Origin of the sequence: Faecousia sp. (genome assembly GCF_048519415.1) — a bacterium.
In the GTDB taxonomy this organism is placed as follows: domain Bacteria; phylum Bacillota; class Clostridia; order Oscillospirales; family Oscillospiraceae; genus JAZOXB01.
In genome coordinates this window covers 1-12546 of record NZ_DBFZUT010000092.1, presented here as the reverse complement: position 1 = coordinate 12546, position 12546 = coordinate 1, and the positions used below count along the sequence as shown (strand labels likewise).

At 63.5% G+C, this 12546-nt stretch carries 10 protein-coding genes and 1 riboswitch; of the genes, 7 read left to right on the top strand and 3 right to left on the bottom strand.

What is annotated here, in order from left to right:
- Positions 1-154 precede the first annotated feature (154 nt).
- Positions 155-265, top strand: a riboswitch (TPP riboswitch).
- 52 nt (positions 266-317) lie between these two features.
- Complete coding sequence (locus ACMKFF_RS09450) at positions 318-908, top strand: energy-coupled thiamine transporter ThiT (RefSeq protein WP_419496773.1); 591 nt, start codon at positions 318-320, stop codon at positions 906-908.
- A gap of 126 nt (positions 909-1034) precedes the next feature.
- Here ACMKFF_RS09450 and ACMKFF_RS09445 read toward each other — a convergent pair whose 3' ends face one another.
- From ACMKFF_RS09445 to ACMKFF_RS09435, 3 genes are all read right to left on the bottom strand, one after another.
- Positions 1035-1355, bottom strand: coding sequence for a Fic family protein (locus ACMKFF_RS09445; RefSeq protein ID WP_419496772.1), 321 nt, complete (start codon positions 1353-1355; stop codon positions 1035-1037).
- Positions 1356-1812: 457 nt separating this feature from the next.
- Complete coding sequence (gene groL / locus ACMKFF_RS09440; protein ID WP_418468391.1) at positions 1813-3453, bottom strand: chaperonin GroEL; 1641 nt, start codon at positions 3451-3453, stop codon at positions 1813-1815.
- Between the two features lie 20 nt (positions 3454-3473).
- Positions 3474-3758, bottom strand: a complete 285-nt coding sequence (locus ACMKFF_RS09435) for a co-chaperone GroES (protein ID WP_349134803.1) — start codon at positions 3756-3758, stop codon at positions 3474-3476.
- A gap of 914 nt (positions 3759-4672) precedes the next feature.
- Here ACMKFF_RS09435 and ACMKFF_RS09430 point away from each other — a divergent pair.
- The 6 genes from ACMKFF_RS09430 to ACMKFF_RS09405 all read left to right on the top strand — a co-directional run bounded on the left by ACMKFF_RS09430 (position 4673) and on the right by ACMKFF_RS09405 (position 12034).
- On the top strand, positions 4673-5449 hold the full coding sequence (locus tag ACMKFF_RS09430; RefSeq protein ID WP_367927864.1) for a TIGR00282 family metallophosphoesterase: 777 nt from the start codon (positions 4673-4675) through the stop codon (positions 5447-5449).
- Positions 5442-6512, top strand: a complete 1071-nt coding sequence (locus ACMKFF_RS09425) for a metallophosphoesterase family protein (RefSeq protein ID WP_419496771.1) — start codon at positions 5442-5444, stop codon at positions 6510-6512. The genes ACMKFF_RS09430 and ACMKFF_RS09425 overlap by 8 nt, the downstream gene beginning before the upstream one ends.
- Positions 6509-8680, top strand: a complete 2172-nt coding sequence (locus tag ACMKFF_RS09420) for an ATP-binding protein (protein ID WP_419496770.1) — start codon at positions 6509-6511, stop codon at positions 8678-8680. The genes ACMKFF_RS09425 and ACMKFF_RS09420 overlap by 4 nt, the downstream gene beginning before the upstream one ends.
- A 3-nt stretch (positions 8681-8683) precedes the next feature.
- On the top strand, positions 8684-9478 hold the full coding sequence (locus tag ACMKFF_RS09415) for a TatD family hydrolase (protein WP_419496769.1): 795 nt from the start codon (positions 8684-8686) through the stop codon (positions 9476-9478).
- Positions 9463-10161 (top strand): SDR family oxidoreductase, encoded by a 699-nt coding sequence (locus ACMKFF_RS09410; protein ID WP_418488087.1) that lies wholly within the window; start codon positions 9463-9465, stop codon positions 10159-10161. The genes ACMKFF_RS09415 and ACMKFF_RS09410 overlap by 16 nt, the downstream gene beginning before the upstream one ends.
- A gap of 124 nt (positions 10162-10285) precedes the next feature.
- A complete protein-coding gene (locus ACMKFF_RS09405) occupies positions 10286-12034 on the top strand; it encodes a Na/Pi cotransporter family protein (RefSeq protein ID WP_418468388.1) in 1749 nt (582 codons plus the stop codon).
- Positions 12035-12546: the final 512 nt, after the last annotated feature.

The window sequence follows — 12546 nt, the reverse complement described above, 5'->3', positions numbered from 1 at the left end:
CTTTGTGTATTTCAAGATTTTCAAACCGATAAGTTGGGGCGAAAGACCCGCTGAGCGCCGCAGCCGATTTATTCAGAGGTTCCCTAATTGTACCATATTTTTCCGCTCTTGACAAACGATTCCTTTTCGGTTATACTGAATTCACCGCAAAACAAATCCTTCTTCGGGGGGTCGGATGCTTCCGGCTGAGATTGGGCGAAGTCACGCCCTGACCCGCAAACCTGACACGGATCATGCCGTCGTAGGGAAAGAGGTCTTCCGCACTGCTTTCCAAGAACGGTTTGCAGCGCGGAATTTTTGTTTTGGAGGAATCCTCTATGTCCGTTCCCTCTCGCCGTCTGGGCCTGCGCCGCCTTGTGGAGTGCGCCGTGCTCATCGCCATCGGCACCGTTCTCAGCCTGTTTGAGTTCTCCGGCCCCTGGGCCCTCGGCGGCGGCATCACCGTGTGCAGCATGCTTCCGCTCGTCCTGATCTGCCACCGCCACGGCACGAAGTGGGGCATCTGCTCCGCTCTTGTCTACGGCGTGCTGCAGATGTTCCTCGGCATGAAGAACGTTATGTACGGCCGCAATTTCTGGGAAGTGCTTGCCATCATCCTGCTGGACTATGTCGTCGCGTTCGGCGTCATCGGCCTTGCCGGCATCTTTGACAAGTGCATCAAGAACCGCCCCGTGTCCATCGCCGTCGGCAGTGTGTTCGCCACGCTGCTGCGTCTGGCCTGCCACTTCGTGTCCGGCTGGATCATCTGGGAGGCCCTGTGGCCGAACGAGCTGGGCTGGGCTTCCCCGCTGTGGTCCCTTGCCTACAACGCCAGCTACATGATCCCCGAAATGATCATCACGACGGTCGCCGCCGTCGCCCTGTACTTCCCGCTGAAGAAGTACTACTACGGCGAGGACCTGAAGTAAGTCAGAAGGCTGCACCGCGCCCCCCGGCCCGGTGTTTCCGATAACTCTCATTTCTGAATCGCTCTCCCCCACGCAAATGCCCACAAAATGCCGCCGGTCTTCCCCCACAGAAGACCGGCGGTCATTTTATTGTGACGGCTGCACCGTAATGTACTTCTGCTTTGAGCTATTCGGCTTATCAGGGGCAGTCATCCGCAGCTGACCACTTTCCAGCAGGGGCTTCAGATAGCGTGCGGTGAAATGCTTGATATCTTTGAAGCCACAATAGTTGGCGATTTCTGCTTTGCTGCGGGGTTCCGAGCAGAATGCAATGATTTTAACTTGGGGGGTGACTTGGGGGGTATCCCCTAAGTTCGCATCGGTTTTCGTATTCCGAATTATTGCGAGGAGGCGCAGCCGACGTGGCGCCCTGAGCGCGAAGCGCGAGGAAGTGCCCTTGGGGTGCAATCTCGGGAAGGCACTACCAGTCCGTATCGGCCGCCGTTAAAACGGTATGCACCGATTGCGTCTGTAGCGGCGCTCAGCGAGCGCCATTGGCACTCACAAATTTCCGAGTATTTTCGCCGAACACACGCGCCTTGTAGGGGACGGCGTCCTCGACATCCCGCCACGTAAAGTTACCGTATTCGCCGGAACCGCCCTGTCATCCAACCGGGTACTGCGAGATTGCCACGGGCGCGAAGCGCCCTCGCAATGACAAACCTGAAAGCCTTGCGCCATAGAATCAATACGACACATGTTGCCAGCCTGCAAGGCGGCCACTGGCCGCCGCTACGGACGCAATCGGTTCTCACCATTTTTCGATAACCGGTACGGGTCGTAAGTGCCGCTCCCCTACAATGGCCCACATAAAAGAATCCCGGACGGCGAACCGTCCGGGATATCGTTGTTCTGTTGGTGCGGATCAATACATGCCGCCCATGCCGCCTGCATTGGCTGCGGCAGCTGCTGCGGCGTCGGCTGCGGGATCGGGCTTGTCGGCCACGATGGACTCAGTCGTCAGGACGCAGGCGCCGATGGACGCTGCGTTCTCGAGCGCGGTACGGGTGACCTTCGTCGGATCGACGATACCGGCGGGGATCATGTCGCAGTAGGTGGCGTTGTAGGCGTTGTAGCCGAAGCCGACCTTGCGGCTGTTCTTGATCTTCTCGAAGACGACGGAGCCGTCGACACCGGCGTTCTCGGCAATCTGGCGGACAGGAGCCTGCAGCGCCTTGACGATGATGGACGCGCCGGTCTTCTCATCGCCGGACAGCTTGGCAACGAGCTTCTCGACAGCGGGGATGGCGTTGACGAACGCGGTGCCGCCGCCGGCGACGATGCCTTCCTCCACAGCAGCGCGCGTGGCGTTCAGGGCGTCCTCGACGCGGAGCTTCTGCTCCTTCATGGCAGTCTCGGTCTGTGCGCCGACACGGATGACGGCGACGCCGCCGGACAGCTTGGCAAGACGCTCCTGCAGCTTCTCACGGTCGTACTCGGACGTGGTCACGCCGATGGCGGCCTTGATCTCGTGGATGCGGTTCTGGATCTCCTCGGAATTGCCGCAGCCGTCGACGATAACGGTGGTGTCCTTGTTGACCTTGATCTGGCGGGCACGGCCGAGATCGGAGAGCTGAGCCTCCTGCAGGTTCATGTTCAGCTCGTTTGCGAAGTAGGTGCCGCCGGTCAGGATGGCGATATCGCGGAGCATTTCCTTGCGGCGATCGCCGAAGCCGGGCGCCTTGACGCAGACGCAGTTGAAGCTGCCGCGCAGACGGTTGACGAGCAGGGTGGACAGCGCATCGCCCTCGACGTCCTCGGCGATGATGACGAGCTTCTGGCCCGCCTTGACGATCTGCTCCAGAACGGGCAGGATGTCCTGAATGGAGGAGATCTTCTTATCGGTGATGAGCAGGTACGGATCATCGACAACAGCTTCCATCTTGTCGGTGTCGGTGACCATATACGGGGAGATATAGCCGCGGTCGAACTGCATGCCTTCGACAACGTCGAGGCCGGTCTCGGCGGTCTTGGACTCTTCAATGGTGATGACGCCGGCGGCCGTGACCTTCTCCATGGCCTCGGCGATCAGCTTGCCGATCTCCTCGTCGCCGGAGGAGACGGTGCCGACACGGGCGATGTCTGCGCTGCCGTTCACGGCCTGCGAGTTGGCCTTGATGGCCTCGATGGCGGCGTCAACGGCCTTCTGCATGCCCTTGCGCATGACCATGGGGTTCGCACCGGCGCTGACGTTCTTCAGGCCCTCGCGGATGATGGCCTGTGCCAGCAGGGTGGCGGTGGTGGTGCCGTCGCCTGCGACGTCGTTCGTCTTCGTAGCGACTTCACGGACGAGCTGAGCACCCATGTTCTCAAACGGATCCTCGAGCTCGACTTCCTTGGCGATCGTCACGCCGTCGTTCGTGATGAGCGGGGAACCATATTTCTTCGCCAGGACAACGTTGCGGCCCTTCGGACCGAGGGTGACCTTGACGGTATCTGCGAGCTGGTCAATGCCGGACTGCAGCTTCTTGCGGGCGTCTTCGCCGAATTCAATCATTTTTGCCATGATATTTTAAGCCTCCTGAATTATTCTACAATCGCGAGGATCTCGGACTGGCGGACGATGGAATACTCCACATCCTCGACCTTGACCTCGGTGCCAGCATACTTCGCGACGACGACCTTGTCGCCGGGCTTCACGACCATCTTGACCTCGTTTCCGTCCACGACGCCGCCGGGGCCGACTGCCACGACTTCGGAAACAACGGGCTTTTCCTTCGTAGCGGTGGAGAGGATAATGCCGGAAGCGGTGGTCTCCATGGCTTCCACAGGCTTGAGCAGAACACGATCTGCAAGGGGTACCAGTTTCATGATGCTAACCTCCAATATGATGTCTGATGGTCTCCCATCTTTGATTACGGGTTTGGGGTTTAGCACTCAATTCGTCTGAGTGCTAACACCCTATATAATACCCATTTCCGGAAGAAAGTCAAGAGGAAAAAATGAAAAATTTGTGACAAATTTCAAAATTCTCCCGCCCCGGACGCCCGGTTTGGGCATTTGCCCGCGGCGATCTCAGTAGAGGCCATCGAAACGAACGAGCTGCCGATAAAAAGGAATGCACCGATTGCGTCTGTAGCGGCGGTCACTGCGCAGCCGTTGGCGGCTTTGCCGCCTTACGGATGCGGCGTCCCCTTTACGGGGAGTGACCGCCTTGTACAGGGACATTTAACCGCAGGAGGGCGCTGGTGCACCTCGCGCTTCCCTGACGTGTCATTGCGAGGAGCGAAGCGACGTGGCAATCTCGCAGCACCAAGTTGGATAACAGGAAAGCCATCGGCGAAATCGTGAGTGCCTTCCCGAGATTGCCGCGTCGGCCTGCGGCCTCCTCGCAATGACAAACCTTCGGCATTCACTGTTTTACTGACAGCCTGTTTCTTACGCAGGTGCAGCGCCGGGCCCGGCTGTCCCCTCCCCTACAAGACGCGTGCGTCCGGCACGACTTTCCGTTTTCCGGTTGTGCTTTGCGGCGTTTTTCGATATAATAGAAAAGGAGGAACACAGATTGTCAAAATAACGCTCAGCTGAAAGTTACGGAGGGAAGGAACGTGGGAAAGGAAACCGTCAGGGTGTCCTTTCGCGTTTGATCCCCCGCCGCAGCGGCAGAATTGCAAAATCATGCTGCAAAATTTGATTTTGCAATTCGGAAAGGCCTCAGCTTGGCGAAAAGTCCGAAAGGACTTTTTTGACAAGCTGAGGACAATGTCCGGAAAGGAGATCCTGCGATGGAACGAAACATTCTGGCGGTCGGCGATGTGGTCGCGCCCGCCGGTGTCAAATATTGCAAGGCGGCGCTCCCGCGGCTGCGCCGGGAGCTGTCGGTCGATTTCTGCGTTGTGAACGGTGAGAACGCCGCCGTGCTGGGCATGCTGCCCGCGCAGGCGGAGGAGCTGCTGAGCGCCGGGGCCGACGTCATCACCATGGGGAACCACACCTGGGGCAGGCGCGAGCTCGTGCCCTATCTTGAGCGGTCGCGCGAGGTGCTGCGCCCGGCGAACCTGCCGCAGCAGCAGCCCGGCCGCGGCTGGGGCGTGTTTGAAACACCGTTCGGCGACGTGGCCGTCATCGACCTCATCGGCCGGTGCGGCATGGACTACACGCCGGACAACCCCTTCCAGCTCGTCGAGCGCATCCTGCGCAAAATTCAGACAAAGCTCATCCTTGTGGAGCTGCACGCCGAGGCCACGTCGGAAAAGCTGGCCATGGGCCGGATGCTCGACGGGCAGGTCAGCGCCGTCTGGGGCACGCACACCCATGTGCCGACGGCGGACACGATGATCCTGCCGCAGGGCACGGGCTATGTGACGGACCTCGGCATGACCGGCCCGCGCGATTCCGTGCTCGGCATCCGGCCGGAGCTGTCCATCCGGCGCTTCCGGGGCGATCTTCCCAGCCGCTATGAGCCCGCGCCCGGCCCGTGCAAGCTCGAGGCCTGCCTGTTTACGATCGACGACGCTACCGGCCGCTGCACGGCCGTCAGGAGGGTGGATATCCATGGTTAAGCTGCTGCATGCGGCGGATCTGCATCTTGATTCCGCCTTTTCGGCCCTGCCGCCGGAGAAGGCCGCCCAGCGCCGCGCCGAGCAGAGGCTCGTGCTCGAGCGGCTGACCGCGCTGTCCGAGGGCTGCGCGGCCGTGCTGCTGGCGGGCGACCTGTTTGACAGCGCCCGTGTCTACCGTGACACGCTCGAGGCGCTCCGGGCCGCGCTGGCGGCCTGCCGCTGCCCCGTTTTTATCGCGCCCGGCAACCATGATGCGCTGCTGCCCGGCTCGCCGTACCTGGAAAACGGTTGGCCCGAAAACGTCCATATCTTCCGCTCGGCGGAGCCGGAGCGCATCAGCCTGCCGGAGCTCGACATCTACGGCGCGGGCTTCCTGCGCGCGGAGATGCCCGCCATGCTGGACGGCTTCCGCGCCGCGGACCCTTCACGTCTGAATATTCTCGTCCTGCACGGCGACGCCGAGAACCCGACCTCGCCCTATAATCCCGTCTCCCCCGCCGCGCTGGCGGCCTCCGGGCTGGATTATGCCGCCCTTGGCCACATCCACCGCCGCGGCGAGCGGCGCGACGGCGGCACGCTGTGCGCGTGGCCCGGCTGCCTGATGGGACGGGGGTTCGACGAATGCGGCGAGAAGGGAGCCCTGCTCGTTTCGGCCGAAAAGGGCGCCTGCCGCACGGAATTCGTGCCCTGCGGGGCGCGGCGCTATGAGCGTCTTTCCGTCCCGGCCGGAGAGGATGCGCTTGCCGCCGTCCGCGCTGCCCTGACGCCGGAGCTCGAGGGCAGCTGCTGCCGCATCGAGCTGACGGGTGAGGCAGCCCCCGTCGATCTTGCCGCCCTGCAGGCGGCGCTGGAGCCGCAGTTTTTCAGTCTGGACCTGCGCGACCGCACGCGGCCGAAGCAGGACCTTTGGGAGGCCTGCGGCGAGGACACACTGCGCGGTCACTTCCTCGACGGACTGCACGCGCAGTTTGAGGACGCAGAAACAGACGAAAGGAGGCAGGTCGTCGCGCGCGCTGCGCGGCTCGGCCTTGCCCTGATGGACGGACGGGAGGTGCCGCTGTGATCCTGCTGCAATTACGGGCAAACTTCGGCAAGCTGCACGGCACGCTGACCCTGCATGAGGGGCTCAACGAGCTGTGCCTGCCGAACGAAGCCGGGAAATCGACGTGGAGCGCCTTCCTGCTGGCGATGCTCTATGGCATCGACACGCGTGAGCGCGCCACGCGGGAAAACCAGAATCTGCCCGCCAAGGAGCGCTACCGTCCGTGGGACGGCAGCTCCATGGAGGGCGCGATCGATCTGATCTGGAACGGCCGCGCCGTCACGATCGAGCGGCGCTCGCAGGGCAGGACGCCCATGGGCGTGTTCCGCGCCTATGAGACGGAGAGCGGCACACCCGTGCCGGAGCTGACGGCCGAGAACTGCGGCCGCATGCTGTGCGGCGCGGAGCGGAGCGTGTTCGAGCGAACGGCCTTCGTGCGGCAGCTCGGCATGGCCGTTTCGAGCGACGCCCAGCTCGAGCAGCGGCTGAGCGCCCTTGTCACCACCGGCGAGGAAGGCCCGTCGGCCTCCGCGCTGGAGAAGAAGCTGCGCGACCTGAAGAACAAATATACCTACCGCACCGGTCTGCTGCCCCGGCTGCAGGCCCGGCGGGACGAGCTGCAGGCACAGCTTTCCGCCCTGCGCGCCGCACAGGCAGAGGCCATGGACTTGAGCGCCGCCTGCGCCGGGGCCGAGGCCGCGCGCAGCCGCCTGCAGGACCTTCGCGCCCGTATCGAGCGGGCGCAGGCTGCCCGCCGCCGCGCCGGTCTGACGGAGCTGCAGGAGCGCGAAACGGCACTTGCCGCCCGCTGCGCTGCGCTGGCGGAGCAGACTGCGGGGCTTCCGGATGAGCAGATGCTGCAGCTCCTGGTCCGCGGTCTGGAGGACGCCGCCGAGCGCCTGCAGACGGCCCAGCTCGACGCCGCCATCGGCGTGAAGCTGCCGGAAAAGCCTGAGGACCTGCCCGGCTTTGCTGGCTGCGGCCCGGACGAGGCCGAGCGGCGCGCGCGGGACGTACAGGTGCAGTGGAACGTGCTCCACGCCGTCCGCGTGCCGAAAAAACTCCCGATCCTGCTGCCGTGCGCCGCCGCAGTGCTGGCGGGCGCGGGGCTGTGCTTTGTTTCGCTGCCTATCGGCCTTGGCGTCGCCGGAGCTGGGCTTGCCGCCGTCGTCCTCTCGCTGGTCCTGCTGCGGAGGAAGGCCGTGCAGGCCGAGCGGGCCGCCGAACAGGCCGAGGACCTGCTCCGGCCGTTCGGAACGGACGATCCCGCCGCGCTCTCCGGGCTTGCCGCCCGGCAGGGAGAGGCCCGCACGCAGTGGCAGCAGGCCCGGCAGGCTGCGGAACGGCAGCAGCGGCTGCTGGAGAAGGCCGTGACGGCCCGGCAGGCGGAGCTGAACGATCGTATCGGCGCGGTCGCCCGCTTTGCGCCCGGCACACAGGGACTCTCCGCGGCCCGCAGCGCGCTGCAGGAGGCCCGGCAGACGCAGGAGGCCGCCGCGGCCGCGAACCGCGAGCTTGAGTCCCTGCACCGGCAGATCGGGGCAATGGCAGACATCGTCGGCGACGCGCCCACCGATGCTGCGCCGGACGAGGAGGCGCTGCGCTATGATCCCGCCGAGATCGGCCGCCGCCTTGAGCAGGCCGACGAGGCGCTGGCCTCGCTCCGCGCCCGTCTGGCCCACAAGCGCGGGCAAATTTCTGCGCAGGGAGACGCCGTGCGCATCGAGGCGGAGCTGGAGCAGCTCGACCGCCGGATCGCCGACGCCGAGGAGGCAAACGCCGCCGTGGAGCTGGCGTCCGAGGCCCTGCGCCGCGCCGATGAGACGCTCCGCGCACGTTTTTCACCGCAGATCACGGCCGAGGCGGGGCATATTCTTGCCGAGCTGACAGAAAATAAGTATCCCCGCGTGCTGCTGGAGCCGGACATGCATCTGTCCGTGCGCGAGGCGGACGGGCAGGTCATGCGTCCCGCCGCCGCCATGAGCTGCGGCACGGCGGATCAGATGTATCTTGCGCTGCGGCTGGCCATGTGCCGCCGTCTGCTGCCGCCGGATGCGCCGATGGTGCTCGACGACGCGCTCGTGAACTTTGACCCCGCGCGCACCCGCGCCGCCCTGCGCGTGCTGCGGGAGGAGCCGCGGCAGATCCTGCTGTTCACCTGCCGCCCGCTGACGCAGGAGGAGGAATGACCCATGTATTTTGATTCGCACGCCCATCTGGACGACGCGCATTTTGACGGCGACCGCGCGGCCATTTTGGACGATCTCAAAAACCACGGCGTGACCATGGTGATGAACGTGGGCTGCGACCTGCCGTCCTCGGAGCGGTCTGTGCGGCTGGCGGAGCAGTATCCGTTCCTCTATGCCGCCGTCGGCAGCCACCCGGACGACGCCGATCATGTGGACGGCGCCCTGCTTGCCCGCTACCGCGCCCTGTGCGCCTCGCCGCGCGTGCGCGCCATCGGCGAGATCGGGCTGGACTATCATTATGAGGACGTGCCCCGCACGCAGCAGCGCGTGGCCTTTGAAAAGCAGCTTTCGCTGGCCGAGGAGCTGGACCTCCCCGTCATCGTGCACGAGCGCGAGGCCCACGGCGACGCCATGGACATCCTGCGCGCCCATCCGAAGGCCTTTGGCGTGTTCCACTGCTTCTCCGGCTCGCCGGAAATGGCGCTGTGGCTCGTCGAGCGCGGGTGGTACATCGGCTTTACCGGCGTTGTGACGTTTAAAAACGCCCGCCGCGCCGTCGAGGCCGTGCAGGCCCTGCCGCTTGACCGCATCCTGATCGAGACGGACTGCCCGTATATGGCTCCGGAGCCGTACCGCGGCCGCCGCAACGACAGCCGCTATGTGCCGCTCGTTGCGGCAAAGATCGCGGCCCTGCGCGGCCTGACCCCGGAGGAGGCGGGCGTGCTGACCGCTGCCAACGCGCGGCGGCTGTTCCGCATCCCGGACGGAGAGGAGGCGAGCGCATGCGTCACGCCCTGATCACCGGCGGCAGCCGGGGCATCGGCGCGGCCGCCGTGCGCGCCTTTACGGCCGCAGGCTATGCCGTGAGCTTTTTCTATGAAAAAAACGACGCGGCGGCAGCCGCTGTCTCGGCCGAGGCAGGCGCAGAGGCCGTCCGCTGCGACGTTACCGACGCGCAGGCCGTGCTGGACGCCGTTTCGTGCCTGCCGGAGACGGACGTGCTCGTGAACAACGCGGGCATCTGCCACTACGGCCTTATCTCGCAGATCACACAGGCACAGTGGGACCGGCTGTTCGCCGTGAACGTCGGCGGCATCTACCACTGCGTGAACGCCGTCCTGCCCGCCATGCTGCGCAGGCAGAGCGGCTGCATCATCAACGTCTCTTCCATGTGGGGGCAAGTCGGCGCGTCGTGCGAGGCGTGCTACTCCGCCACGAAGGGCGCGGTGCTCGCCCTGACGAAGGCGCTGGCACAGGAGCTGGGGCCGTCCGGCATCCGCGTCAACTGCGTCTCGCCCGGCGTCATCCTGACGGACATGGTCGCAAACGTCGCGCCGGAGGTGCTCGCGGAGCTGGCACAGGAGGCCCCGCTCGGCAAAAACGGCACGCCGGAGGACGTGGCACGGGCCATGGTCTATCTTGCGGAGGCGGAGTTTGTCACGGGGCAGAACCTGCCGGTGAACGGCGGCTTTGTGCTCTAAGGAAGCTCTGAATCCGGAATTCCGGAAAATGGGCCTTGACGTGCTCCGTTTTCTGCGATATAGTGTAGTTGGTGCGGTAGGGCCGTACCTTTCCGAATACAGATAGAAAGTAGAGAGTTTCCCTATGACAGTGCTTCTGAAGGTCTTCACTCTGCTCGGCGGGCTTGCGTTCTTCCTCTATGGCATGAACGTGATGTCCGGCGGACTGGGAAAGCTGGCAGGCGGCTCGCTGGAGCGCTCCCTCAAAACGATGACGAAGAACCGCTTCGCGGGCATGGCGCTCGGTGCGGTCATCACCATCGCCATCCAATCCTCGTCCGCTATGACGGTCATGCTCGTCGGCCTGGTCAACTCGGGTATCATGCAGCTCGGGCAGACAATCGGCGTCATCATGGGCTCGAACATCGGCACGACGCTCACGCCGTGGATCCTGTCGCTGTCCGGCGTGAATGGCACGGGCTGGATCCAGCTGCTCAAGCCGGAGAATTTCTCCCCGATCATCGCGTTCATCGGCGTTGTGCTCATCATGATGTGCAAAAAGCCCCGCAAGCGCGACATCGGCAAAATTCTTGTCGGCTTCGCCGTTCTGATGTACGGCATGACGCTCATGGGAAGCTCCGTTTCCGGCCTGGAGGATTCCGCGGCCTTTACGAGCATCCTGACGGCGTTTGAGAACCCGCTGCTCGGCGTGCTCGTCGGCGCGGTCGTCACGGGTGTGATCCAGTCCTCCGCCGCCTCCGTCGGCATCCTGCAGACGCTGGCCGCCACGGGCCAGATCTCCTATGGCGTCGCTATCCCGATCATCATGGGCCAGAACATCGGCACCTGCGTCACGGCGCTCATCTCGTCCATCGGTGTCAACAAGAACGCCCGCAAGGTCGCCGTCGTGCACATCACGTTCAACCTCATCGGCACGGTGGTGTGCCTGTGCCTGTTCTATGGGCTGCACGCCATCTTCCATTTCGCCTTTGTGGCCACGCCAATCAACGCCGTCGGCATCTCGGCCGTGCACACGATCTTCAACCTCTTCACCACGGCGCTGCTGTGCCCGTTCACGAAGCAGCTCGAGCGCTTCGCCAATTTTGTCATCCGCCCCTCCAAGAAGAAGGAGACCTACGCCTTCCTCGACGAGCGCCTGCTCGGCACGCCGTCTATCGCCGTCGGCGAGGCCAGCGACATGACGGTCAAAATGGCGACTCTCGCCCGCATGACGATTCTCTCGGCCATCAATATCTGCCAGAGCTACGACGTCAAGGTGGCAGACGAAATTCTGAAGCACGAGGACGAGCTGGACCTCTACGAGGACAAGCTCGGCACCTTCCTCGTCAAGCTCTCGAGCCGCTCGCTGTCTATCGCGGACTCGCGGAAGGTCTCGAACATGCTGCACACCATCGGCGATTTCGAGCGTCTGGGCGACCATGCCGTCAACCTGCGCAAGACGGCTGAGGAGATCCACGACAAGCACATCGTTTTCTCCGAGGATGCCGTGAAGGAGCTGCAGAACCTGACGAACGCTCTGACGGAAATTCTGGAACTGACCATCGACGCCTTCAGCGAGCACAACCTCGAAATGGCGCGCCACGTCGAGCCGCTGGAGCAGGTCATCGACTGCCTGATCTCCGCCGCCAAGTCGACGCACGTCGAGCGCCTGCAGAGCGGCAAGTGCACGATTCAGAACGGCTTCGTGCTCAATGACCTGCTGACGAACTACGAGCGCGTGTCCGACCACTGCTCGAACATCGCCGTCTCTCTCATCGAGACGAGTGCAGGCAGCTTCGACACGCACGAGTATCTCTCCGAGGTCAAGGAGGGCGGCAGCAAGGACTATACCGACCTCTACCACGCCTATACAAAGAAGTACGCGCTGCAGTAAGCGCATAGGACCGGGACACGCCGCAAGACGTGCCCCGGTTTTGTGTGTGCCGGCCCGACAGGGCCTGTAGCGGCGCACACTGCTTTCGTTAACCCGGTACGAGCCGCCGGTGCGTCACCGTGCCGGCCTCTTTCCTTGCTTGATTCTCTCCATTTCCTATCTTTTCCGCACTTTTTGCAGGATGTTAAACGTTTTCGTCATGGTGCACAAATTATGGGCCCACTTTTTGGCGGTTCAATGCATTGCAGAGCGCGGCAGGATATGCTACAATTTATGGTATTAAGGTAGGCGTCGCTACTCCACCCCGTTAGCGGCGGACCGCCGGATAAGGAGGAATCACCCACCGCAGGCTTGCGGTGCGGCAGTGTGGAGACCTGCCGTAATGCATCCGCGCTTCGCGCGCCGATGTGAGGTCCGGGCAAGCGGAGGCTCCCGGATCAGAGCCGGTAGCATGGCAAATGTTACGCTGAAAAACATCAAAAAGATCTACCCCAACGCCGACACGAAGAAGA